Source organism: Vibrio anguillarum (genome assembly GCF_003390515.1).
GTDB classification, from domain to species: domain Bacteria; phylum Pseudomonadota; class Gammaproteobacteria; order Enterobacterales; family Vibrionaceae; genus Vibrio; species Vibrio anguillarum.
Window position 1 is genome coordinate 687,356 of the sequence record NZ_CP031478.1, and the last position, 25,636, is coordinate 712,991.

15 protein-coding genes are annotated in these 25,636 nt (G+C 46.8%); 4 read left to right on the top strand and 11 right to left on the bottom strand.

The genetic code is table 11. The features are described 5' to 3' along the window. Positions 1–76: 76 nt before the first annotated feature. Positions 77–9,511 carry a retention module-containing protein gene (locus DD616_RS02895; protein ID WP_208871427.1) on the bottom strand — a complete coding sequence of 3,145 codons (9,435 nt, stop codon included), beginning with the start codon at positions 9,509–9,511 and terminating at the stop codon, positions 77–79. Between the two features lie 378 nt (positions 9,512–9,889). Between DD616_RS02895 and DD616_RS02900 the strand changes: the two genes are divergently transcribed. Then, positions 9,890–11,473, top strand: a complete 1,584-nt coding sequence (locus DD616_RS02900) for an EAL domain-containing protein (RefSeq protein ID WP_094126728.1) — start codon at positions 9,890–9,892, stop codon at positions 11,471–11,473. Positions 11,474–11,507: 34 nt separating this feature from the next. Here the strand turns inward: DD616_RS02900 and DD616_RS02905 are convergent, their stop codons facing one another. From DD616_RS02905 to DD616_RS02945, 9 genes are read right to left on the bottom strand one after another with little or no spacing between them, the layout of a single operon-like run. After that, positions 11,508–12,296, bottom strand: a complete 789-nt coding sequence (locus DD616_RS02905) for a LytR/AlgR family response regulator transcription factor (RefSeq protein WP_017042183.1) — start codon at positions 12,294–12,296, stop codon at positions 11,508–11,510. Next, positions 12,293–13,345, bottom strand: coding sequence for a sensor histidine kinase (locus DD616_RS02910; protein WP_017042182.1), 1,053 nt, complete (start codon positions 13,343–13,345; stop codon positions 12,293–12,295). The genes DD616_RS02905 and DD616_RS02910 overlap by 4 nt, the downstream gene beginning before the upstream one ends. After that, a complete protein-coding gene (locus tag DD616_RS02915) occupies positions 13,345–14,646 on the bottom strand; it encodes a hypothetical protein (protein WP_208871428.1) in 1,302 nt (433 codons plus the stop codon). Before DD616_RS02915 ends, DD616_RS02910 begins: the two co-directional genes overlap by 1 nt. A gap of 1 nt (position 14,647) precedes the next feature. Continuing rightward, on the bottom strand, positions 14,648–15,409 hold the full coding sequence (locus DD616_RS02920; protein ID WP_019282639.1) for an outer membrane lipoprotein-sorting protein: 762 nt from the start codon (positions 15,407–15,409) through the stop codon (positions 14,648–14,650). Beyond that, a complete protein-coding gene (locus DD616_RS02925) occupies positions 15,402–16,661 on the bottom strand; it encodes an ABC transporter permease (protein ID WP_208871429.1) in 1,260 nt (419 codons plus the stop codon). Before DD616_RS02925 ends, DD616_RS02920 begins: the two co-directional genes overlap by 8 nt. Then, positions 16,649–17,332, bottom strand: coding sequence for an ABC transporter ATP-binding protein (locus DD616_RS02930; protein WP_020477135.1), 684 nt, complete (start codon positions 17,330–17,332; stop codon positions 16,649–16,651). The genes DD616_RS02925 and DD616_RS02930 overlap by 13 nt, the downstream gene beginning before the upstream one ends. A gap of 14 nt (positions 17,333–17,346) precedes the next feature. Beyond that, positions 17,347–18,165 carry a hypothetical protein gene (locus tag DD616_RS02935; RefSeq protein ID WP_094164472.1) on the bottom strand — a complete coding sequence of 273 codons (819 nt, stop codon included), beginning with the start codon at positions 18,163–18,165 and terminating at the stop codon, positions 17,347–17,349. After that, positions 18,137–18,346: a hypothetical protein gene (locus tag DD616_RS02940; protein ID WP_208871430.1), complete on the bottom strand. Its 210-nt coding sequence runs from the start codon at positions 18,344–18,346 to the stop codon at positions 18,137–18,139. Before DD616_RS02940 ends, DD616_RS02935 begins: the two co-directional genes overlap by 29 nt. A gap of 21 nt (positions 18,347–18,367) precedes the next feature. Then, a complete protein-coding gene (locus DD616_RS02945) occupies positions 18,368–19,276 on the bottom strand; it encodes an aldo/keto reductase (protein WP_017048162.1) in 909 nt (302 codons plus the stop codon). Positions 19,277–19,597: 321 nt separating this feature from the next. Between DD616_RS02945 and DD616_RS02950 the strand changes: the two genes are divergently transcribed. After that, a complete protein-coding gene (locus DD616_RS02950) occupies positions 19,598–21,646 on the top strand; it encodes an alpha-amylase (protein ID WP_208871431.1) in 2,049 nt (682 codons plus the stop codon). Here the strand turns inward: DD616_RS02950 and DD616_RS02955 are convergent. Further along, a complete protein-coding gene (locus tag DD616_RS02955; RefSeq protein WP_017049245.1) occupies positions 21,605–21,766 on the bottom strand; it encodes a hypothetical protein in 162 nt (53 codons plus the stop codon). The two genes, DD616_RS02950 and DD616_RS02955, sit on opposite strands and share 42 nt — an antisense overlap. Before the next feature lie 225 nt (positions 21,767–21,991). Between DD616_RS02955 and DD616_RS02960 the strand changes: the two genes are divergently transcribed. Beyond that, positions 21,992–23,227 (top strand): outer membrane protein transport protein, encoded by a 1,236-nt coding sequence (locus DD616_RS02960; RefSeq protein WP_019282643.1) that lies wholly within the window; start codon positions 21,992–21,994, stop codon positions 23,225–23,227. A 15-nt stretch (positions 23,228–23,242) separates the two neighbouring features. Continuing rightward, on the top strand, positions 23,243–25,579 hold the full coding sequence (locus DD616_RS02965; RefSeq protein ID WP_208871432.1) for a VolA/Pla-1 family phospholipase: 2,337 nt from the start codon (positions 23,243–23,245) through the stop codon (positions 25,577–25,579). Positions 25,580–25,636: the final 57 nt, after the last annotated feature.

Consider the following 25,636-nt stretch of genomic DNA (forward strand, 5'->3'; position numbering starts at 1 on the left):
AAATAAAAAAGTGCACCCAACTGAGCCTGAAGCCGTTGGGTGCACTTTTTCTTTATTTAACTGCTCTTTTCTTTATTTAAACGTCATGCTTGATAATGTTGTTGTCCAATAAGAAACCAACAATGTCAATCGACGCCATGCCATCAAAATTGAATTGGCTGGCAAGATCTTGCACCACAATGGTTTGATGTACGTTACTGTCCGTCAAAATTTCCAATTCCACATCCGTCGTGTTGGTCATCACTTTCGCTTCTATCTGATGAGAAGTGTGTAGCGAAACGAGCAGTTGATCCATGGGCAAATGTAAATCGGCCACAACATCAGTGAGATCTATCACATCACCTTCACCAGCGTTGAAATCAGTGATAGTGTCGGTTTGCTCATCAACAGTATCGGGCGTCCATTTAAATATGTCAGCGCCACTTCCCCCGGTTAAGATGTCGGCACCAAGCCCGCCAATCAAGGTATCATTTCCGCCACCACCCACTAAGGAGTCATCACCATCACCACCTTCAAGGTGATCATGACCACTGCCTCCTAGCAACTGCGCCCCAACATTACCGGCGAGCAATTGCGCATCATCCCCGTTCGTTGATTGATCAATCGTGCTGCCGTCAGGCAATACTTCAATCGCAATATCAATTGATGCAGAGGCTGCACGGCTACCATCCGTTTCTGTTGAGATAGCCGCTACCGACAGAGTGTGTTGCCCTAAATCGAGCCCGCTAACCTGTAATCCGTCGATAGCATCAGCGGAAACACTCCACACTCCGTTTTGCTCAGTCACACTGCCCGAGCTACTAGAAAGGGTAGCGCCACTTGGCAGACTGTCGATCTCCAATGACAACACTTCATGGCTATCCGTTAATGCCGCGATTAACCCCAGCAATGCAATACCTTGAGCGCTGATACTTTGGCTAACATACGTCTGCTTCATATAATTAAAGCTCGGATCAAGGGTTAATATCGGCGTATTGGCTTTGGGCGTCACCGCAATACTGACGGTTTCTGTCTCTTCTAACGCCATACCAGAAACATTGTCGGCATAAACACCACCATCATTGGCCTTAATTGTCAGATCAATATGGTCACTACCAATCGCGGTGGCATCAACAAAAACGCCACTGGCGGGATCGCTGCTATTAAGTAGCGCATTAATATCCGATAACGTGCCTTGTAGGACGAGTTCTCCAGCCAAATTGGTGCTCTGCGTGACAGAACTTAACGCGGGGATCACAGCACTGAGCAAACCTTCGCTCACGCTCAAAATCACCGTCATGGGGTCGTTGGCATGTGAGCCTGCATAATCGATATCACTCACACTCAAGCCGGTAACTTTTTGCCCCGCCTCTTCATCAATCGTTGTGGTGACCGTAGCACTATCAATGGTGGGCGCATCATTGACCGCCTGAACATCAACTGAAACAGTAAACTCACGCGCAGGCCCCAAATGTTCAGTACCGTCCAGCCCTGTATCGACCGACTGCACTTTAATCGTCAGATCTCCTGCCCAAGTGTCCTTATGCCAATCACCAGAATTAAAAATCAGTTTATCTAAGCTTTGCGCATCGGCATTCAACAACCATACGCCACCGCCGATGTAAGTCCCCAGCGTGCCATCAGGCAATGCAATACTTGCTCCATCTGGCACCCCGGAAACTTCAATTCGCAACGTTTCTGGCGAGTTTTCACTATGGTTCGCACCGGCTGCAATGGAATCGGCTTTATCGATAATTTGCGCGTTGATATCAATTTCAATGTCAACGCCTTCATCGCCAGCGCCGTTAGTCACTGGTTCAACATCCACCACATCCCCAACGGGCGCAATATCCAATCTAAAGCTGCCGTTATGCTCTACAGGCACACCAAGCAAGGATTCTTGGGTAAAGACCTTGATGCCGATTTCCACTTCGCCACTGAAGTTCTTCGCAGGTTTCATCGCAATATCGGATAAATTGATCGAGGTTTGTGCTAGGTTGTTAATCTGAATACTCCACTCACCACCACCATTATTTTTCACGGTATAGTCAGAAGAGAGAGAACTCACGACAAAATCCGTTGGCACCCCAGTAAGCTTGATCGACACAAATACCTCAGAGCCATCTGTATCGTTCAGATCAACGGTAAATTCAGAACCCGGTTTAGAAAGGACAATCCACTCATCTTCCAATCCATGCACTTCAATATCACTGCTACCACCACTGGAAATAATGACGTCGTCTACCACTGGCGTCACATCAAAACTTACTTGTGTGGTAAATGGTTTATCAGCATCAGTATTAGCCACACCCAACGCATTGGCATTGGTATCATCAAATTGCGTGATATCAGTCACTTTCCCCGCCACGGTAATGTTGACGGTATTATCATCATCGCCAGTCGGATAATTGGGTGCGGGTTTGAAATAAACATTGTCTAATGCCGCAGGTAGCTGAGGCTGACTAAAAGTGATACTGGTACCGAGATCATTGCCTTGCGCATCAACAAAGGTTCCGATATTGGTTCCTTGTAGGGTTAAGGTGACTTCGCTCAGCACCTCTTGTCCTTCCGTAGCGCTATTGCGAATATCAGCAAGGTCAATGTCGAGCGAAAGATGAATAATACCATCTTCATACCCGGTTCCGTCATTGGTCGGAACGTCGGACGAACTTGAAGTCGGCTGATGATTTGCATCTAACCCAAGCGTGCCTTCTATGGTCAATGTCGCTTTAGGGGTAATGTCATCATCTTGCGGTTGATGCGTTCCGGGAACATCAGCTACCGGAGAAACTGCCACTGGGATTTGCGTACTGAAGGTTTTTTCATCACCAGAAGCCGTGTCTGTCGTTACAAAAGTGATCGGCAAATTAAAGTCGCCCGCGTAATCTTCAGGCAGATGCAGTTGCAGATTTTCTAACCCTGAAATCGAGCCATCGGTATTCACGGTACCTTTGTATACATACAAGCCATCAACGAAATCAAAATGACCACCAGATAAACTTGCGCCCGCTGGTAGCACACTTTGCGCGATGACAATACTGAGCTCATCTTCTACACCATCAAAACCTGAAGCGCTCACCATTAATTTATCTTGGATTTGCTGACCTAAATTAATAGCGTTATCTTCGATGCCTAATACAATATCATCCGCATTGCCAACTAAAGTAATGTCAGCTGCTACCGTGTTGTTGCCCGTAGCAGTGAGCGGAAATTGTAAGGTGAGCTCTGATTGCACTTGTCGAACTACTTTGGCTTCAGAGCTATCTTCCCCTTGGTCATACACTTGGGCAAAAATGGTCACAGTGATGTCGTTATAACCATCACCATCAGGATCGTTACCACTACTCAATGTCAGGCCATTCGGTGCTTTTACACTGAAATTCTGCTCATCAACAATGGTCCATGAACCATCCCCATTATTAATTGCACCAGTAATCAGTAGTTGATCAAGTACCTGTGGCGTAATATTGCTAAAACGCACCACCAGCTGGTCGACCACTTCTAATGATTGGTAACCTTCTGTCGATTGAGTGTCTGCATTATCAAAGCGTATAACGTTCGCATTGGGCTCGCCGCCGGCCGCATCATTAATAGTAAAATAGATCGCACCAGAGGCATCTGCGACAGCTTTATTTGTAACTACGCCGTTTTCTTCAACACGCAGTTGTCCATCAGCTTCAACTATCGGCCTTACCGTGATATCAACAGAGCCGTGAATGACTTTCGAAGCAATACCTTCGCCAGAATTGATTGCATCGACGTATTCGTTGTCTTGCTCTTTAACCACAATCTCAGTGCTCAAGGTAAAATCAGTACTGGAGTGCTCTGGTGGCCGAACTTGAACGTAACCAGTTGTCAGCACTTGCGCTGAGAAATCTTGCTCGCTCTGTCCCAGTGCGGGGGTCAAAATGAGCTTGCCGTCACTGTCTAAGGCCGTGACAACACCATCGACGTAAATAGTACTACCAGCTGGGAAGCCAGAAAGTGTAACAGAGGCAAAATATTCATCAGCATCAAGATGTTGTTCTTCTTCTGGCTGCCAATGAATATTAATGCGGCTGTCCTCGTTACCAAGCGAGTGAGATTGATAGTTGTCAACAACATCAATCACCGGTGCCACTTTAATGCGAATTTCCGACTCAATTTGACGCGTATGTCCATCATTTTCAGTAACGATGGTGGTCATTTTGATGTTGATGTTTTCGGTCGATGAATGAGATGGCTCAACTCGAATACCTGAATCAACCTGCGCTGAAGTTAGATTCGCCTGATAAATAGGTTGCTGCGCAGTATCGTAACCAACAAATACCAAGTTAATCACGCTACCAACACTATCATACAGTTTGACACCATCTGGAATGTTCGACAGCAAAACGGTGATCGACTCAGAGCTGTCAGTTGGATTATCCGCAAGCTCACCGGATAACACACTAAAGCCAAAGCCAACGGATTGATTTTCATCAATCGTCGTTTCAATCACTTGCAGACCATTTTCACTAAATTCATTCCAAGTGTTAGTACTGTTTGAGTGAAAATCAATGGTTGGAATGTCTGCTACGCCCTTAACTGAAACATTAACCGTCTTAGCACCTAACGATATTTCATCTGCCACCGCACCCGTAGAAAGATTGACCACATCTTTAATAATCCCTTCAACAGAGAAGGTAAAATCAGCGTTACCATGTAACGGGGGTAGCACTTCAACTTGGTCAAGATATTGTTCAGGAACTTCATAATAAGTATGACCATTGGCATCGGTTATTTGTGATATTTCGCTGGCTCCGGCTCCCAACCAAATCAGTGTGACACCTGTTTCTGAAAAATCAGAAAGACGCACATAGAGTGTTTCTGAACCATCAGAATCAACGGATCCGGCCATCGTAATGACTTCACTTAATAACAAGGGATCGTGATCTGTGGTGGGGTCAACGGTATTTTGCGTTGCGGCATTATCTTCAAAAACATTGACTCGATTGACAGAGAAGCTGCCCATGTCGGCAACAGGGCTAACATCTATCACGATTTCTTTCGTTTCTGATCGGGCGCTCTCTTTACCAACGTGAACGTTATTTTGCTCGGTCGTGATCGCTGTAATATCAAGTTTGATCTGACCACTGAAATTATCATTAGGGTCAACTTGCACTTGATTAATGTTACTCGCGCTAACAAGATAATAGTGACCTGAAGCATCCGAGCTCATTACAACCGGCGTACCATCGGCATAAACTAGCTGCGCCTCACCTTCACCTTGAGTAAAGCGGATCTCATACAGGATTGTTTCGGGGGTACTGTTATCTTGTGTCTGCGCTAAAACATCGAGAGTAATATTGTCACTATCTTCTACTGCATCATAATGAAATTGGCTGCTTGAGGTCCAAGTAGCAATATCGGCCACACTTTCCACCTCAATGCGCAATTTCCCGTTCACATTATGATCATGCTGGCCATTATTCAAAACCTGCACAGTAATATTGAGTTGGAAGCCACCGTTAGCGCTGGCATAGTGACGGTCAGGCACAAAATACAAGTTTTCAATCTTAGCAACACTGCCTGTTAAGCTTTGCTCCACCGCATCTGCGGGCAAAACAAATCGTCCACTGACTAGCTCTAATTTGACATAAACATCCGAACTATTGAGATAGTAAAAATCGCCATGCGCGTTGCTGGCCGTGATTTTTACATCACCAATCGATTCATTGCGATCCAAATCATAAAGATTGATCTGCAAATCCACTTTAAGCGGTGAAGTATTTAAGCCGGATTGGTTATCTTGCCTATTAGTGATTTGATTGGGGTCGTTAAACAAAATAGTGACACCATCGCGTCCAGCGTCTTCAGCGCCAATAACATTAGCAACTGTGATAGTGGCATTTCTATCAAGAATATTGATGTTCAACTGTTCGGTTGAGGCATCACCATCAAAATCTTGCGCAGTGACATCGACAGTAAATGAAATGGTCGGATCATCACCATGTTCAAGGCTAGCAACTGGTTTAAATGTCGCGTTACCGTTAGGCGTTATCGTCAGTGTGCCTAAATCACGCTCAACACCATTTTTTATTTCGACAACCGTGACCGTTTTTGTGATGCCGTTAAGTTCAATTTCATTAGCTAAGCTTGCGCCATTGCCATCCCTAAATTGAATATCACGACCCACTTCATCAACGGCCACAAATTTAGTGATAACGGCGTGATCAGCCCCTTGAGTATCCGGTGAGGTATTGTTGTCTTGGCTAAATAAATTGACTGTCTTATTACCAGTACTCTCATAACGATCAATGGTTTTGTCATGCAAAGTCGGAATATCATCAACAATTGAGATTGGAAGACTGATTGCAGCGGAAACATCGCCATCTCTATCGGTTGCGGTGATAGGAAGATCTAAAATAAAGATATTTTCGCCAGCAGCAGTAGGGTGGTCGATGGCTTTAAGCAGTTCAAATTGGTAACTATCGGCCGAGCCATTTAACGTGAGACGAAAAACCACGTCCGTCGTATTCTTAATCACCGCCTCATAAATAGTGACACCATTACTGCTTGAAATTTGGATGATCTCTATCTCTTGACCACCAGACGTTAAATTCTCGACAGGCGTGGTGAGATCAGACACTTGATAACTGACAATACCATCGGCCCCGTCAATCACATCAAAGTGCCCAGCAATAACGGTGCTGTCTGAACGATCAGAACCGATCGTGGCTAAGTCATCTTCATCCACGCTCTGTTCGCTACCGGTGCGAATGCCGACAATCGTTGGCTTGTCATCCACAATAGTGACAGGCAGTAGAATGTCAGAGGCGTCGCCATCATAGTCCGTCGCCACCACTTTGAAATTCACCAGTCGCTCATCGCTGCCTGCGGCGTGATCAATCGGACCTTGCAAAGTAAAACGGTAACTGCCATCCGCATTGAGCACTAAGCTAAACACCGCATTGCCACTGGGTGTGGTGCTGGCTTGGTAGTGGTAGTTACCATTGGCATCGATTGTCGCCGCGCCCAAGATCACCGCTTCGCCTTGCGAGGTTAAGCCCGCAAGCGGGTTACTGCTGGTATCCAACTGATAGCTCACCACCTTATCGGCGCTTTGAGTGGTAAACATTCCCTCAGCGAACAGCGGCTCTTTGCTACTGTCTGAGCCTGACGTTAAATCGTCTTCGTCAACGCTGAGCGCTTGCACGCCGGTGATGATTGGCTGATCATCATGGATGGTGACGGGCAGCAGAATGTTGGCGCTGTCGCCATCATAATCGGTTGTCACTACCTTGAAATTTACCAGCAGCTCATCGCTCCCCTGCGAATGGTCAATCGGACCTTGCAGGGTAAAACGATAGCTACCATCCGCATTGAGCACCAAACTAAACACCGCATTGCCGCTCGGTGCAGCGCTAGCTTGATAGTGGTAGTTGCCGTCGGCATCGATTGTCGCCGCGCCCAAACTCACCGCTTCACCTTGCGAAGTTAGTCCTGCAAGCGGGTTACTGCTGGTATCCAACTGATAGCTCACCACCTTATCCGCGCTTTGAGTAGTAAAAACTCCCTCGGCAAACAACGGCTCTTTGCTGCTGTCTGAGCCTGACGCTAAATCATCTTCGTCAACGCTGAGCGCTTGCACGCCCGCGATGATTGGCTGATCATCATGAATGGTGACAGGCAGCAGAATGTTGGCGCTGTCGCCATCATAGTCAGTTGCAACCACCTTGAAATTCACCAGTAGCTCATCGCTCCCCTGCGCATGGTCAATTGGCCCTTGTAGGGTAAAACGATAACTACCATCTGCGTTAAGCACTAAGCTAAATACCGTCTGACCGCTTGGGGTAGTACTTGCTTGATAGAGGTAGTTACCGTTGGCATCAACTGTCGCCGCGCCCAATACCACACTTTCACCTTGCGAGGTTAACCCAGCGATGGGGTTAATGCTGGTATCAAGCTGATAACTCACTACCGTATCGGCCCCTTGAGTGGTGGTGAAATAGCCTTCGGCGAACAACGGCTCTTTGCTGCTGTCTGAGCCTGACGCTAAATCGTCTTCGTCAACGCTGAGCGTATCCACACCAATGATTTCAGGTTTATCGTCAATAATGTTGATTGGTAAACGCACACTTTCAGAGCTATCACCATCATAATCGGTTGCCAATACCGAAAGGTTGAGTAATAACTCATCACTATTGACTGGATGATCCAGCGCGCCTTGTAACGTAAACTGGTAACGACCGTCTGGGTTTAATATCAACTCAAAAATAGGCTGGCCATTGGCGCTCGCCTGATAGGTATAAACCCCGTTCAATGACGAGGAAGAGGCCAATTGCACCGCGACACCAGCCGAGGTTAACCCCGCCAACGGGTTAGCACTTAAATCCAACTGATAGCTTTCAATTTGATCAGAACCCAATTGGGTATCAAACTGTCCTGAAACGGTAATCGTCTGTGAAGCACTGGCATCCGAACCGATATTTGCCAAATTATCCTCATAAACGGACGTCGACGGTTCATCGGACATAACAGGGTTATTACCATCACCAATACTGATTGCGATAGAAATCGGCGAGCGAATAGGATTTCCACCCGCATCAGAACCGGTCACATCGAATTGAATCGCAATTTGATCATTAGCAAAAGAAACTAAGCCACCTCCCACGGAGGGAACATGGTCAATCGGTTGACTAATGGTCGTCACTATCTCTAAGTTGATGTCTTTACCGACAGACGTCGCCACTAAATCAATCCGTAGCACTTCACTGCCGTCAAGTTCACCGACAATATGGTTAGCCGTAGCATCATAACGAAAGCTTACTGATCGCCCAGCCGAAGTAATATCGCTATTCAGCTCTGACAATAGCGCAGCTAATGAAAGGGATTCAGGGACAAAAGAGGCGGCATCCAGTGGCAGATCTCCCGCCGCGATTAAAACATTTGCCGTCACTGATTGTGGATACGAATTTAGTGAGAGCGAACCTTCAACTAATGCCGCTGATAATGATTCACCCCCAGCGGTAAAACGCAACGGACTCAAATTCGTTTCAGTCAATGATTGCTGAGCATCACGCCCTGCAGTTTCGAAAAACGTACTCGCCAATACTTCTGCAAAATTGTAATCAATGGTGATGAACCCAGCATTTGCAGAGCCTTCACCACCGGCTCCGGCGGCGGTTGCTTCAAGTATTTGGGTCGGGTCTTGGCCATCTAAAATGGCTTGTTGGATAGCGGCTATATTATCCGCATCAAAATTGGCCTCATTAAGTTGGGTGAGATCAGCGTTAATGTCGCCCGCGACAGGAAACTGGATCAGATCCATTGATGTATCGTGTTCTAACACAGTGTCACCAAAGCACGCGACGCAGTTTTGTTCGACCACCGCCACTTGCCCATTGATAAACAAAGTGACCGATGAATGATTAACCGTGATTAATATTTCACCTTTCATCAAGGAGTCACCCACCGTCACTTGACGCGCGTTACCTTTGGCATCGACAGCAATAACATCCCCCACCACTTCGCTTACTGACGCAGGCTGAACAACCACTTGTAAATCCATAAGGCCCCCAAATACTTCTCGACGATGAGATAGATGAAAAAACGATCAGTAAACTAATTGTTAGTTTAGTCGCAATTGATTATGCAATTTTATATTTCTGTAGATTACATTTTAATCTAATTGTGCGTTAAAGGCTCACCAGCGTCAAAATGGAGTCGCGCTAGGCACTAACCCCATAAAAAAACACTATCGACTTGTATATTAAGAAAATTATGAAATTGGAAATGAGCAACAAAGCCTTTGAAAAACAGATAACTGCTCTTTCATCTCACTTTTGAGACAAGACTCTAGGTTACGTTTAGAAATTAATTACTTATAGTAATCAACATAAAAGCAATACTGATTTTTACTGGTAATAACCTATGAGCACTGTCTGTAATGCAAAACAATGACAGTTCACCGAGCAAATTTAGCGTTGCAAAAGAGATACTTTCGGCAAAGATAAACGCATTTATTCCTATTCTGGGTATTTTCTTATTTGTGTTTACTTTCGCGATAGTTAAAAACTTTTATGACACTAACCGGCAGGCAACCCGCTTCGGTGAACAAGCCATTACACAACTGGAACATCACATCAATCAAACGTCGGATGAACTGAACCAGTTAAGTAAAAACATTTCAAAGCACTGCCAAAGAGAAGACATCATTGCTCTGAGGAGCTATGTATTTCGCTCGAAAATGGTCAAAGAAGTGGGCATGTACAACGCTCACGGGACTATTTTTTGCACCAGCAATGAAGGCCATACCACCATTCATTTGTACAAACATATTCTTGACAGGCTTAAACAATCTCCAACGAATACGACCATTTCATTAACAAAATCTCGCAGTAAAGAGCAAACATTTTTTGTCTATGCTTCACAGCCAGATATGAGCGGCCTCAATGCACTGATGCCTCCAGAACAGTTTATGAACCTAGTCGCTCCTAAACTTGCCAAATGGCACTACGGCTATCAGGTCAACGTGTTAAGCCAAAGTATTCGCAGTGATCAGGAAGAGATCGATTCTGCTCATACTAGCTTTCTCTTTAAATCCGAGCATTACCCACTCTCAATTCAGATCTACTTAAATAACGGATCTTATGCTTACCATTTTCTCGATAACTTATGGCTTGTCTTGCTTACAGCAAGTATTATCTCTTTGATTTATCTTGCTTATCACAACTATTACCTCAGCCGAAACACCTTAGAAGTCTCTTTGAGAGAGGCAATATCAAACCATCAGTTGGAACTCTATTTACAACCAATCGTCGACATTACCGAGAATAGAATTGTTGGTAGCGAAGCGCTACTGCGTTGGAATGAACCCTCTCAAGGCTATATTTCACCCACCATTTTTATCCCGTTGTCAGAGCGTATTGGCGTGATTCACCAAATCACCTACCGTGTGTTGAAATTGGTGACAGAATGTGTGGAGCAGCACAAACATGCGTTGCACGATCAATACATCAGCATCAACATCAGCCGGTTATTGATCATTGATAATTACTTTATGGATTACATGAAACGCTACGCGACAAAACACCCAGCGATTGTTCCACGACTTCTGTTGGAGATCACCGAAGACAACCATTTCAACGTGGACGAGTTGAAGTTAGCCATGGAAAACTTACAGCGACTGAAACAGCTAGGCTTTAAAATTGCGATTGACGATTTTGGCACTGGCTACTCGGGTTTAAATTTTATCCACCAACACGACTTCCACACTCTCAAAATTGATCAAGTGTTTATTAAAAGCTTGCATCAAAATTCAGCCATTACTTCGGTGTTAGTGTCGATGATTAAACTAGCAAAGCAATTGAACATGCGGCTGATTGCTGAGGGCGTTGAGAACCAAGATCAGGTGAGAGAATTAGAGCTGTTGGGTGTACGTTACATCCAAGGTTTTTATTATTCTGAACCTATGTCTGTAGAGGCGTTCTTCCGATTCACCCTGTCCGCCAAGCAGATCGCACACCGCTAATCACGCGATCAATCGAACGGCGGTTTAAATTCAGTTACGACTTAAATTGAGCTTGCAGCGCACGGCTGACGGGTAACTTATCAGGACCAATCAAGACGTACATTTTACCCGTGAACTCTTTTTTCACTTTATCTATTTTGGCAACATTCACTGCCGTTGAACGGTGGATTTGCCAAAACTGATTCGGGTCAAGCTGCTGCAGCAACTCTTTCAATGAACTGCGCAGTAAGAACTCCTGCACTCCAGAATCACTCTTTACGTATATGGATAAATATTTGTCTTCAGCTTTGGCGTACAACATATCCGCCACCGAAATCAGGTGAATATCTTCACCTTTTTGAACTTTTAACCAGCTTAAAAACGACGGCGATGCCTGTTGGCTTATATGCTGTATCTGCTGTAAAAGGGTTTGCAAATCAGGTAATTGTCGCTCAGAAGAATGCTCGGCTAATCTTAGCTGCAACTTAGTACAGCACTGCACTAAACGCGCTTCAGAAAGCGGTTTCAATAAATAATCCGCCGCATTGGCTTCAAAAGCTTGAATGGCATACTCGTCATAGGCGGTGATAAATACAATCAGTGGTGGCTTTGCCAAACCAGCCAATTGCCTTGCGAGCGACATACCATCCATTTCTGGCATTCGAATATCAATAAAGGCCACCTCAGGCTGATGCTGCTCAATCATGGACAATGCCACGCGTCCATTTTCGGCTTGCGCGACAATATCGAGCTCTGGCCACACTTCTCCTAATGCACGGTTTAAATGATGCCGCAATAGCGGTTCATCATCAGCAATAATAGCGGTCGCAGAGACAGTACTCATGTGGCACTTCCTTGTAGTTGGTCCAATAATAGCCGCTTTATTCTAATCGTTGCCGTCACGCCAGCATCATGATTTTGGGCGATAGTGAGACACGCATCATCAGCGAATAGGCCGCTTAAGCGTTGGCGAATATTATCCAACGCAATACCATGCCCTGCTGAAAGAGCACTCGGCTGTAATCCAATGCCACTGTCACAGACACTGACTTCAAACCACTCGTCATAAATTTCACTTTTGATGGTCACTTTCCCCCCCGCGGCTTTCGGCTCAATACCATGGCTAACAGCATTCTCAACCAAAGGTTGTAACAGCATCGGCGGCAAAGGAATGTCATCCGCTGCGCCAGGCATTGCAATCTCATAATCCAGCCGATCACCTAAACGAATTTTTTGAATACCCAAATACGCATCGACTAAATGTAACTCTTCACGTAGCGTTGTGGTGCGATTGCGGTTACTACGCAGCGACCCACGCAATAAGTCGGTTAGTTTTTCGAGCATCATTTGCGCTTTATAAGGCTCAGAGCCAATCAACACGCTGATATTGGCAAGCGTATTAAATAAGAAATGGGGTTCAATTTGACTTTGTAACTGCTGCAACTGGCTCAAAATCAAGGCTTTCTCTTGTTCAGATTGACGCCGTTTGGAGGCTTCCAGCGCTTTTTCAGCAATCAGCTTTTGTTCATGCGCGTAGAAGTAGAAAAAGCAAACGCCAGTAAAAACGAAACCGAGAAAAATCACCGGTTTCATTGCTGAAAAATGACTAAAGTGCGCGTATTTACTAAGCCATAAATAAGCGTGTAACGTACCGAAAATCATCGACCCCGTGAGCGAAAAAACGTTCACTAAGCGTGCGGACAACTGCGGTGCGAAGCGACTCAGTAAGTGAGCAATAGCCACAGCGCTGTAACCGTAGCCAAAGCTTATTGCTAAGTGCAACGTGATGTCACTGGGCCAAATGGCCTGAGTGGTAAAGGCGATCACCACACAAAACAGCGAAGTAAATAACAAGCTTTTGGCAAGATTTCGAATCTCAACTTTCTCGCACATTAGAATTTCCCTTTCATATTTAATAGAATCATATGCTTATCTGGTAAGTTTGCATATGTAGAGTCAGCAGGCCCAGTCATAAAACGTGCGGCCAGTTCGATTTCGATAGAGGCTGTACCAGAATCGTACACTGAGTAATTGAGCCATTGGGTAGCGATCACGCCGCCATCTTGCGGTGCAATCAGCACATCAAGTGTCGGCACTAAGCCTTGCAACCATTCAATACTCTGGCTCCACGCCCAATGACGCCAAGCTTGGCTATCTAACGAAGCATGCAACATCACATTATGCTGCACGAGATTCACGTGGTTATAGCCTTGTGCGTAAGACCAACCTAACGCTTGATTATGCTGATAACGAACCGAATCCGCGTTGGTCTGCGCTTGTTGCCACTGCTCTTTTCCCCAACTGCGACTGTCGAACCAATATTCTGCAATGACGCTTTGCCCATCACTTCCCGACCAGTTGAAACCCACCAGTGCCTGATAGCCTTGAGTTCGTGATTCAAGAGCCATGCGCGATTCAATCTCTTGTTGTTGAGAGTAAACTGCTTGAGCCAACGCGCTGGGCTGTTGGTACGCCAAATAGTGACGCTGATAGAGCGCTGACGCATGCACTTCCCATGCATCAGTGAGCACAGTAACAAAGGAGCTACCTAGCACGCCGCGTCGAACGTCATCATAATAAGCAATCGCCTGCCATTCGGCATTGCCCATCAACTGATAACGCCTTACGCCCGCCCCTTGTTGTTCGGTCATTTGTTGTAACTCGCTGCCTTGCTGCTCTGTCCAAGAGGAATCTGTATAAAAAAGCGTCCATTCACCTTGCTGATCATAATAAGAAGCAGAGAGCGTTCCGGCCCCCTCTTCTACCTGAATACCGACCGGATTGCGGCGATAAGGTTGAAAGAGATCAAGCGGACGATAACCGTAGCCCACTCCCCAATCCAAGCGCACTTTTCCTAGTGTCAGCTCAAACGGCACATCAGCCAACACTAGGCTGCCTTGCCAAAACAGTTCTTGTAGAATGAACTCGCTGTCGGCGTGCTGCTGTGCATCGCTACTCAACAAGGCGTTTTGTTTGATAGCCACTAGACCCAACCAGCCATGCCACCTCATTTCTACATCCAATAACGCCTCAATCTGCTGCGTATCGCGCGCTTGATTACTAGGAAAAAAAAGGCTGTCGCGATGCGCCGTGGTGGATGCGCTCATTACCCAATCCCAATCAAAACTGGGGGCTTCTGCCCGCGCAGCTAAGCTCAATACGCTAGTTAAAAAAGCGAACGCAACACGCTTCATCTCATAACTCCGATAGACTGTTACGAGTCAGATAGGCGGGGTTGTAATATTTTTCATCTAGCTCCATGGGCTCGATGTGTTGATACTCAACCACCGTTTTTTTGGTCGGTTGAATTTGATCAAGCAGCGTCATACTGGTTACGCGCATTCGTCCCTCTTTTTCACCAGCGCGAAACCAAGCCTGCTTGGCCAGTTTTCCAGAGCGTAAATACAAAGAAGCTTTGATTGGGAAATCGTTCTCTTTATCCAACCATAAGATAATTTGCTGGTAGTTCGCCCCTTCTGTGACAGCCAGTAATGACAACTTATGCGTCAGGTAAGGTTGACCACTGGGTGTTTCTATCTGCTCTTCACCCATCAATTGACTTTGGTAATCCTCGCTCCACGTCAGTGTTGAAATATCGCCCACCGAAGCCTCACCAAGCAGTTTTTGCATTGGCGTAATACGAATAGGGCGGCGGCTTTTTGGCATCAACAACCAGTAGTTTTCATCGAGCATCAGCATTTTTTGCCCCGCTTCAACGGAGGATTTGAACACCACTAACGAGTCGCGATTGGCTTTGGTATACACGTGATATTGACGCGTTTTATCGAGCTCACCACGTTCATAAAGCGACACCAAAGAGACGACTTTAGCCGCGCTGTAACCAAGGCGATATTGGTCGGCGTTTTTGGTCATTTGCCCTGCATCCAGCGCCGCCCAGCCAGCGGCCGAGTAGCCACCGCTAAGCGTGATCAGTAATAACATCATCCATTTATACATAAGCCAGTGCCTCCGTGATTGGCTTGTTGACTCCTTTGCGTGCCGACAACCAAGCCGCTGCAATACAAATGCTGAGTACGCCAAACGCACTCAGCAGAACCAATTCCCATGAAAAATAAATATGTAAAGGATACCCTTCCGTGCGTCCCGGTGGTGGTGGCATTTGCACATCGACTACCATCAATAACACGCTTGTTAGGGCATTGAACGCCGCACCCACCAGCGAGCCTAAAATGGCTAGCAGTACGGCTTCGCGTATGAAGCTGGCGACGATTTCATTTGGGTAAGTGCCAAGCGCCGACAGCGTTCCGATTTCCCGGGTTCTCTCCGTGACCGACATGGTTAAGGTGTTAAATAGTGCGACGAAGACCACCAACCCCATCACCAACCCCATGATGCCGAAGATGCGATCGTAAAGATCTTTTACTTTTTGATAAAAAAACGCGCGCTGCTGCCAAGGCGTCACTTGAATCGCTTGGCGAAGGCTCATTAATGACAGTTTGTTTTCAACCCAATGCCGCATGGTTTCTGTCTGTTCGGTACTAAACAAAAACAGCGATAAGGTGCTCACTTTATTCGAAGCTAACAGCTCAGAGGCCGATTGAATGTGCAGATACAATTGGCGTTTATCCAATTCAGGCACACCCGTGGAATAGATGCCGTGCACTTTGAAATCAACCGCGTTGAGCGCGCCATCAGCGGTACTGGTCAGTAAAGTAATCCAGTCGCCAATCGACACGTTTAAGTTTTTGGCGAGATCCACCGCCAGCATTACTTCCGGTTCACTCGCATCAAATCGAGGTGAGTCAATATTGGACAAGGTTTTGCCTTGGCGAACGTCCAAAAATGGCCCTTTCATATCAAACTCTTTATGGTTAACGCCGGAACCGACAAAAATGGTCGATTTGCTACCGTTAGAGACCAACCCGCTAAACTCAATGCGTGGCTGAATGCCTCGTATCCGCTTATCGTCGATTAATCGCTTAACAATCAACGCACTGTCGGCAATCCCATTAGCCAGTGGTGACTCTTCATCTTGCTCAAAAAAGCCCGGTTGGCTGAGCGTTAAATGCCCGGTGTCGCGCGCAGTGGATTCGCGCAGTGCTTGGTAAGTGTAAAGGCCAAATCCTCCGGCGCTGGTCAATGCGAAAACAGCAATGGCAATGATCAATACCGAAAGCAGGCTGCGGCGGCGATTACGCAGTAAGTTCAGCGCCGCCATACGCCATTCCATAGAAATCAGCTTGCCCATTTCATCGCCTCCTGAATCACTTTGCCATCCACAAGCTGCAAGGTTCGGTCGCAGCGGTTGGCCATGCGCGCGTCGTGCGTAGCCACAATAAAAGTGGTGCCCATTTCGTGTCCAAGGCTTTTCATGATGTCGATCACCACATTGGCGGTATGGCTGTCTAAACTGGCGGTAGGTTCGTCGGCAATCACCATTTCTGGGTTATGGATCAGCGCGCGCGCAATGGCTACGCGCTGTTGCTGACCGCCTGAAAGGTGATCCGGCCGGTGGTGAGCCAGCGTTTCTAACCCCACTTTGGCTAGCATAGTGCGCGTTAAAGTACGCTGATCGCGCAGGCTGTAGCCATTTAGCATCAACGGGTAAGCAATATTTTCCGCCGCTGTCATCACCGGAACTAAGTTGAATTTTTGGAAAACGAAGCCTAATTTTTTGCGCCGCAGCGCCGCCGCCTCTCTTGGATCGGTTGGGTAAGGGTAACCCGCCAGTTCAATGTCACCTTGGTAATCTTGATCAAGCAGCCCCAAGATATTGAGCAAAGTGCTTTTTCCCGAACCTGACGGGCCGCACAGCGCTAGCATTTCACCTTGTTTGACTTCGCCATTCACCGCGCTCAACGCCAGCAGCGGCTGCATACCTAATTGATAGGTTTTACTGATCTGTTCAAATCGTAGCATTTTGTTGCCCTCCCTCATTCGCTTTTCAATTCATGCGTTTTTTCAGTCAATCCGTTTTCAATCAACGCATTTGTAATCAAAGCCTTGGCTTGGATGATTTGCGGATGCTCTGCTGGCTGGTTGTCAACTTGCTTACCTTGCTTCTGATGAGTTTGCATCTGGGCAAGCCATTGCTCTGCTTGAGGAATGTCGTTGGCACGAAGGGCGGCTTGAATGGCGTATCGATAAACCCATGCGGTGGCGGCAAAAGGTTGCGCAGTCAATTCGGGTTCAACAAGAAGGTCGAGATACAAATCATAACCACGCTCAAAATGGTTGAACATATCGGGCAGTGAGGTGTAAGTCGCGGCCGAAACCGCGCGCGTTAAATAGCTATCCGGCAGCCCCATGACGCGCTCTTGTTCAGCAAGCGGCTGCGGGTGATTGCTGAGTAAAGTCAGGCCTTTGTCTATGGTGGCCAAGCCTTCTTCGACGTATCTCATCTTATTCCAAGGCATGAATGCATCACGCCCTTGCAGGGTTTGTGCACTGCCCAGATAAGCTAAACTGAGCGGTTTGGCCCCTTGCTGTTTAATCAACTGCTCTAGTTGGTGAAGCACAAGCTCCACTTTGTCACTGTCGCCTTCGGCCGCTTGGTTGTACTGCATAATTAAAGCGTCGCTTGGATTAGCTTGAACAGCCGTGATGCTTAGCAGCAACCCGACACTGAGTAGCAGGTTGCGAAGTGAGCGTGAATAAGAAAATGTCGTCATCATGATGGTCCCTTTCATTCGTTGGTGATGAAATTTGCTTGATAACGACAGATTACGCAGTAAATAGGCCAGATGCGCCACTTTGCGATAAAGGGGGATTATGCAGCGTTAATGGCAGGCTGGATGACGTGAATGGGAAGTAGACAAAAAAACCAGCCACTGAGGGCTGGTTGGGAGAGAGATTAAAACCTAATCGTAATACTGAAATAATAGCAATACGAAAAGCGTATCGCGGGACAAAAACATCTGTTTTCAAAAGCATCTGTTCCAAAAAACATCTGCTCTATGGCACGCCATGCCCTTTGGCGGCGACCCAAACCCGATACCACTGCTCGCGGGTCAGTTCTAAATCAAGCGCAGCAATTGCCGCTTTGACGCGGTCAATTTTACCAGAGCCAATAATCGGCAGCGGCTTAGAAGGCAGACGCAATACCCAAGCGTAAATAACCTGATCAATACTGTCTGCGCCGATCTCTTGGGCGATCGCTTCTAGCTCACTGCGCACACGTTGGGCTTGTTCAGTCTGACCGTTAAAAATCTCGCCGCCAGCTAAACAAGACCAAGCCATTGGGCGAATGCGCTGCGTTTGCAAATGATCCAAAGTGCCATCGTGCACCACATCGAAGTTGAGCGGGTTCATCTCCACTTGGTTGGTCACTAACGGTTTACCTAGGCGAGATTGCAGCAGTTCAAACTGGCGCGGGCTGAAGTTAGATACACCAAAGTGCTTCACTTTGCCCACTTTGCGCAGTTCAGAAAACGCTTCGGCGACTTCATCGGCATCCATCAAGGCATCTGGGCGGTGGATCAACAGCAGATCGATTTCGCTCACACCAAGTCGTTCCAGCGAATTATTGACCGACTGATAGATATGCGCAGAACTGGTATCGTAGTGGTTTATCTTACGCTGCGGCGTTTTTGCGCCACACAAATTGATGTCGCACTTAGTGACGATTTGGATCTGCTCGCGCAGCGCGGGCTCCAGCGCTAAGGCTTCACCAAACAGTTTCTCGCACTGGTAGTTACCGTAAATATCCGCATGGTCAACCGTGCTAATGCCCAGTTCAATGTGCTGTTTTAAAAACGTTAAACGCTGTTGTGGCGTCATGCCCCAATCTGCCAAACGCCAGTAACCTTGTACTAGCTCTGAAAAATCTGGCCCTTGCGGCGCGATTGTTACTTTAGCAACCATTGGTTGTCTCCTTTGACTTAATTGCCGTCATCCTAAGCAGGTTTCGATGACGGCTCAATGAATCTACCGAATAAGTTAAGATTACGCGCCGAAGTTGTGAGATTCACTACACGTTGACAATTTATATCGCTGGAAAATTCATCGCTTCTACGCCCCCAAGCCATGCTTTGTGATCAACGCCAAATTCTTAAGGCTTAGGCACAAGAATGATGTCAACTTCTCTCTCTGCTTTTATTGTTAGCGATGAAGCACCTCGCCCTACAGCGACTGACGATAATGCAAAAACGAATCACCCTAACCCATGAAGGCCAAGGATAGAGCATGAAATTCTCCACGTTAACACTCGCACTTTGCGCTGCCGCGCCTGTTGTGTTTGCCGCGCCCAATCTGACCATCTCGACCACCACGACTAGCCGCGACTTTCCGCTGGATTCGAAAACGCCTTTAGTCATTCCCTTGACCAAAGAAAGCTACACAATAAAAGTATCAGGGATTGAGGGTCAGTGCAGCGCGCCGGCTCAGCAGAGCATCAAATTCAACGCGCCCATCGCCCTCAATTGTGGACAAGAAACCGAACTGCCGCTGACGATACGTTTCACTGGCGATTACGCCTTCGCTTATAATGACGAGCAGCAGACCTTAACCTTTGTCCGCCAAGCCAAAAAATCCACTACTAGCAAATTTAAACGGCCGATACCGAGTGTTTCGTGCGAACAGTACCAAGGCGGTGAAGTGACCTTACAACTGGGCAATACGTTCCCCGATGGCACACGACTAAAAGAGACCTTTACCGGCCAAATCCTCAGCGTAAAAAATAGCCAAGTCACCTTAATGCCGTCACCAACCAGTGGTGGATTGGTGCTGCTTGCCCCCGCAACGGATGCCGCCAGCGAACCCTTTACCTACCGCAATGCCACGATTTACTTTGTGATGGTGGACAGATTCAACAATGGTGACCCAAGTAACGACAATAGCTATGGCCGTAAAAAAGATGGCAAAGAAGAAGTGGGCACTTTCCACGGTGGCGACCTAAAAGGTGTGATTGCCAAACTCGATTACATCAAAAGCTTAGGCACCGACGCGATTTGGCTTTCGCCGATTGTGGAGCAGGTGCACGGTTTTGTCGGCGGTGGTGACAGTGGCTCGTTCCCTTTTTATGCCTATCACGGTTACTGGACGCGTGATTTTACCAAGATCGATCAAAATTTTGGTGATGAGGAGGATCTCAAAACGCTGGTCACTGAAGCGCATAAACGAGGCATAAAAATCTTGCTCGATGCGGTGCTCAACCATTCCGGCTACGCCACCTTGGCTGACCTGCAATTTGATCAGATTGAGGTGGTTAATCCCCAAAATTTACCGCAAAAATGGGTTGATTGGATGCCGAAAGCTGAAGAAAACTGGCACAGCTACAATCAATCCATTGATTATCAAAGCGCCAACTGGTCGCAGTGGTGGGGCAAGGATTGGGTTCGCGCTGGGTTGCCCGGCTACCAGAAACCCGGATCTAGCGATATCACGATGACGCTGGCCGGCTTACCGGATTTTCGCACTGAATCAACACAAGCGGTGACGCCGCCGCAGTGGCTACTTAATAACCCCGGCACTCGCGTGGTAGCGCGCGAACAGTATAGCGTTGCCGATTACTTAATTGAGTGGCAAACCGATTGGGTTAAACGCTTTGGTATTGATGGTTACCGCGTCGACACAGTAAAACATGTGGAAGGCGAGGTATGGCGACGCTTAAAAAGCGAGGCATCACGCAGTTTAGAAGCTTGGCGCGAGCAAAACGGGCAGCAAGGGCAACCCTTTTGGATGATGGGCGAAGTATGGGGCCATTCAGCTTACCGCAGCCCCTATTTTGATGATGGCTTTGATGCACTGATCAACTTTGATATGCAAAAAAGAGTCGATAAAGGCGCAGCCTGCTTAAGCCAAATGGCGATGGTGTACCGCGACTACGCGCAAACGCTAGCGAAATACCCAGACTTTACCCCCGTGAGCTACCTCTCTTCTCACGATACCGAGCTGTTTTTTAGCCGTTTTAACTCCTTTGAAATGCAGCGTAATGCCGCCAATGCATTGCTTCTCGCACCGGGTGCGGTGCAAATTTACTACGGTGATGAAGTCGCACGTCAAGTTGGCCCTTACGCCGATGATTTTCACCAAGGCACGCGTTCTGACATGGTGTGGTCACTGGATGAAGAGCGACAAGCGCTGCTGAAGCATTGGCAAACGCTAGGCCAATTTCGTCAATCACACCCTGCCATTGGCGCAGGCATTCATCATGAGATTGAACAGCAAAATGCCTATCTGTTCTCTAGAACGTTAAATAATGACCGTGTCGTTATTGCTTTTGTTGGCCGTTAAACCCACCACAGAGGTAGTTGCAAACACCATAGTGACTGCCTCTGTTTCTTCACCATTTTTTTGGTCAAATAATTTAAACTCACCCACCAAAACATCAATATTATGAACGTGTTGAAGCATAAAAATTAACTTTAGCACAAGCTAAACCAATTACCCCGCCAAATAAGCACAACCCTACTGGTCATACCAAAACTGTCAACTTTTCATTTGATTTACAAATACTTACACACTATCATTCGCCGCTAATTGAAATAAAGACATCATTTCCTTTGACATATCAGCAACACAAAATTAACATCTCGCATTGCAATGCCACTACCATAACAAGGCCTTAGGAGGTCGAGAATGATCATCAAACCCCGCACGCTACTCGCGCTATCAATATTGACAGCGTTTAATGTTCACTCTGCAGGCTTCCAAGTGGCAGAGCATTCAGCCTCAGGGCTAGGACGTGCTTTCTCTGGTGAAGGAGCAGTGGCCGATAACGCGAGTGTGATTGCACACAACCCCGCAGCCATGACACGGTTTGATACGACGCAGTTTTCTGGTGCACTGTCCATCGTTGACCCAGAGGTTGATGTATATGATGTGAAAAACCAACAGAAAATGAACGATGTTGCGCCACTGCAAGTCGTTCCCGCGGCTTACTACGTCAGTCCAATCAATGAAAAATGGGCTTGGGGGATGGGAATATTCACTACTTACGGCGTAGCTACAGACTACCCTAATGATATTTATGCAGGCGATCTTGCAGGCGATACTTCTCTTCTTTCTGTCAATTTAAACCCGAATATTGCCTACCGTGTTAACGAACAGCTTAGTCTCGCTGCGGGTATTAACCTCGTCTATGCCGAAGCAAAACTGACACGACATAAAGGTGCTTTAGCCGTATTTACTGGCGGCTCTGCCTCTGACAACCTAGTCGGAATGACTGGCGAAACCATAGCTTTGGGCTGGAACATAGGTAGCTTATATGAGTTCAACCAAAACCACCGTGTCGGTTTTGCTTACCGCTCTGCTGTTGATCTGGATTTTGATGATGGTGAGTTTTCAAGCTATAGCTCAGGTGTTGCAACAAACGCTGTTGTTGAAGGACGTTTAAAAATCACGCTACCTGCGATGTGGGAAGTTTCCGCATTTCACCAACTCACTGATAGCGTGGCGTTGCATTACGGGTACCAACGTACCGACTGGAGTTCATTCAAAGAGTTAAAGGCAACGTCATCACAATGTACCAACGGAGAGTGTTTTTATAAGTCTGAAAAGTATGAAGACAGTGGCCGTTGGTCATTGGGTTCAACTTATCAATTAAACTCGACTTGGACATTACGCGCCGGTTTTGCTTTTGATGAACAAGCTGGCGAAGCCACATTGAGTATTCCAGATAGCGACCGTTATTGGTATTCAGCGGGCGTGAGCTACGTAATCAGCGACTCGCTATCCATTGATGCGGGTTTTGCACTGGTGAAAAGTAAAAGCGGCACGTTTACCGAAACCAACAAACTCAATGAAACATTGACGTTTGAATCGCAAGGGACTGCTTACCTTAGCGCTATTCAACTTAACTACACATTCAACTAAACTCAGGGATAAGTCATGCTTAAAACAACATTCAAAATATCGCTGCTCTGCTCTGCGTTATGGTTAGTCGGTTGTGGTGATGAAACGAGCAGTTCGGGAGCAAGCACAACACCCACTTACGAAGCCTACATTCAAGACGCGTTAAAACGCGACACCAGCATAAAATTTACGCTCAGTGGCGCAAACGCAAACGTACCACTGCCCTCTTTTGCACTCATGAATGCCAAAGACGGCACGTTAGAAATTCCAACCAAGGGTGATGACGCCTTAACCAATCCAGTCGCCGCTATGGGTACCATGGATGGTTGGTCAACATCAATGCCACTGTTTTTAGACTTTGAAGGCGTAGGATTGGCTGACGGTCTTATCTCTAACGGTATTTATTTAATTGAGCTGACCGACAGTATGATTGGCAGCCCAACGGTTAAAAATGTGCTGACATTGAACACCAACTTTACTGCCATCGCCAGTGCCAGCAGCGATAAAATTGCAATCGTACCAAACAAAGCGCTCAACCCTGCCAGTGAATATATTTTAGCCGTGACAGATGAGATTACCGATGTAAATGGCAATATTGCAGGCACATCCAGCAGCTACGCCGCGTTGAAGTCCAAAGTGAAAATCTATACCGATGATAAGCTAGGAGCATTACAAAAAGTGACCCGAGGCGTGGAAAGCATTTTCGCTTTGGCAGGGGTGGATCAAACCAAGATTATTTATTCAACTTGGTTTAGTACTCAATCTGTTGGTCAAACACTTTACAGTGTGAAAGGCGCCACCGCCGCAGGCCTTGCAACGACAGATATTGGCAACATTTGGAAGCAAGGTGCGAACCCAAAAAACCTTAATTTGAGCGCCGCTTACACCATGAGCTTTGGTGCTACAACCGATTTTGTAAGCGCACTTAATAACGATGCAAATTTTCAAACTTACATTGGCGCAGAAAAAACAACCGCTAAAGCGTTTATTGAAAATGAATACACAACCAGCAGTTATCACGTTAATGTCACGACTGGAACGGTTAAGCTCCCTTATTATTTAGAGAAAGGAAGCAACTGGAACTCACAGCCGTTTGAATCAGCAATGCCAAGTTTGGCCTTGATTAAAAATGCTTTGGCAGATGACAATGAAAAAGCCACCATCGCCAATCAGCTCATTGCTAACAATATCGACGTGACTCAACTAGCAACCAGCCCAAATGAACAGCTTAAGCTAGTGGGATTGACCCTCACAAAGTCTGATGGCAGCCCACTCGATCCTCAGCGCATCATTACACGCTATAGCCCTGTACCTAAGGTGAAATCGTTAGAAGACGTTGATTTCTTACTGTTTACTCCTAACGCGGGAACAAACTGGCCGATCGTGATTTACCAACACGGTATAACTTCTGTTAAAGAAGATGCGTACTTCACAGCAGCACATTTAGCCAATGCTGGTATCGCCGTGATTGCCATTGATCAGCCACTGCATGGTGCTCGCAGTTTAGATGCGCAGCGCTCAGCTAATGCCGATATTCTAGCGTACCTCAATTTGAACAACTTGGCCGTCGCTCGTGACAACACGCGTCAGAGTATCTTAGATATCATGGGGCTGCGTGCGGCCATTACTTACTCACAAAGTGCAGGGTTGTTTGTTGGTTCTCAATTAGCAAACGCAAACAATACCGCGACGACACCACCAAAATTCCTAGGCCACTCATTAGGAGGAATCGTCGGCTTAAGCGCTGTCGCGAACGCGAACCGCACTATCGGTGATGCTAGTGGTGATGCGCTGTATAAATTCTCTGGAATGGCCATTGCAAACTCAGGTGGTCAAATCGGTAACTTGTTAATGGGTTCAGCAAACTATGGCCCACTCATTAAACATAATCTCGCCTTAAGTGCGAGCCCCAAATACAAAGCATTCGCCGACCAATACTGTCCAGGGTTAACAGAGAAAGTTTGCTACACCACGTTTGAAAACACAGCCTCTGCCTCAGACAAAGCGGCACTGCAAAGTCAGTTGGATCAATTTACCTACGCGACTCAAACCTTGCTCGATACTATGGATCCATACACAAACGCAAGTTACCTAATCAGTGGTGGAACCGCGACAATCCCAACTTATGTATTGCAAGTGGCGGGAGACGAGAGTGTACCTAACAATGTCACAAATACACGTGCAGGCACCGAACCCCTAGCAACACTATTGGGATTAGCCAACGCAGTACCCTCTGATGTAATCACTAATACGTCTAAAGTCTTCGTAAAAATGGACAGTGGTACACACACAACCTTTCTCGCACCACAAGGTACGGCCGATGGTGTGCTTCGCGCTGGAGCGCTATCACAACTGGCTATTTTCTTGAACTAACCGAGTAAACAGGCTGTTTACTTATTCAAACAGCTTCCTTATTTGGAAGCTGTTTGA

What these genes read in the sequence shown, in the direction of transcription:
- DD616_RS02960 (WP_019282643.1), top strand. Translation starts at nt 21,992, where the DNA reads ATGATCATCAAACCCCGCACGCTACTCGCGCTATCAATATTGACAGCG.
- DD616_RS02965 (WP_208871432.1), top strand. Translation starts at nt 23,243, where the DNA reads ATGCTTAAAACAACATTCAAAATATCGCTGCTCTGCTCTGCGTTATGG.
- DD616_RS02905 (WP_017042183.1), bottom strand. Translation starts at nt 12,296, where the DNA reads ATGAGTACTGTCTCTGCGACCGCTATTATTGCTGATGATGAACCGCTA.
- DD616_RS02925 (WP_208871429.1), bottom strand. Translation starts at nt 16,661, where the DNA reads ATGGGCAAGCTGATTTCTATGGAATGGCGTATGGCGGCGCTGAACTTA.
- DD616_RS02915 (WP_208871428.1), bottom strand. Translation starts at nt 14,646, where the DNA reads ATGAAGCGTGTTGCGTTCGCTTTTTTAACTAGCGTATTGAGCTTAGCT.
- DD616_RS02910 (WP_017042182.1), bottom strand. Translation starts at nt 13,345, where the DNA reads ATGTGCGAGAAAGTTGAGATTCGAAATCTTGCCAAAAGCTTGTTATTT.
- DD616_RS02900 (WP_094126728.1), top strand. Translation starts at nt 9,890, where the DNA reads ATGCAAAACAATGACAGTTCACCGAGCAAATTTAGCGTTGCAAAAGAG.
- DD616_RS02955 (WP_017049245.1), bottom strand. Translation starts at nt 21,766, where the DNA reads ATGCTTCAACACGTTCATAATATTGATGTTTTGGTGGGTGAGTTTAAA.
- DD616_RS02930 (WP_020477135.1), bottom strand. Translation starts at nt 17,332, where the DNA reads ATGCTACGATTTGAACAGATCAGTAAAACCTATCAATTAGGTATGCAG.
- DD616_RS02920 (WP_019282639.1), bottom strand. Translation starts at nt 15,409, where the DNA reads ATGTATAAATGGATGATGTTATTACTGATCACGCTTAGCGGTGGCTAC.
- DD616_RS02950 (WP_208871431.1), top strand. Translation starts at nt 19,598, where the DNA reads ATGAAATTCTCCACGTTAACACTCGCACTTTGCGCTGCCGCGCCTGTT.
- DD616_RS02895 (WP_208871427.1), bottom strand. Translation starts at nt 9,511, where the DNA reads ATGGATTTACAAGTGGTTGTTCAGCCTGCGTCAGTAAGCGAAGTGGTG.
- DD616_RS02945 (WP_017048162.1), bottom strand. Translation starts at nt 19,276, where the DNA reads ATGGTTGCTAAAGTAACAATCGCGCCGCAAGGGCCAGATTTTTCAGAG.
- DD616_RS02940 (WP_208871430.1), bottom strand. Translation starts at nt 18,346, where the DNA reads ATGCTTTTGAAAACAGATGTTTTTGTCCCGCGATACGCTTTTCGTATT.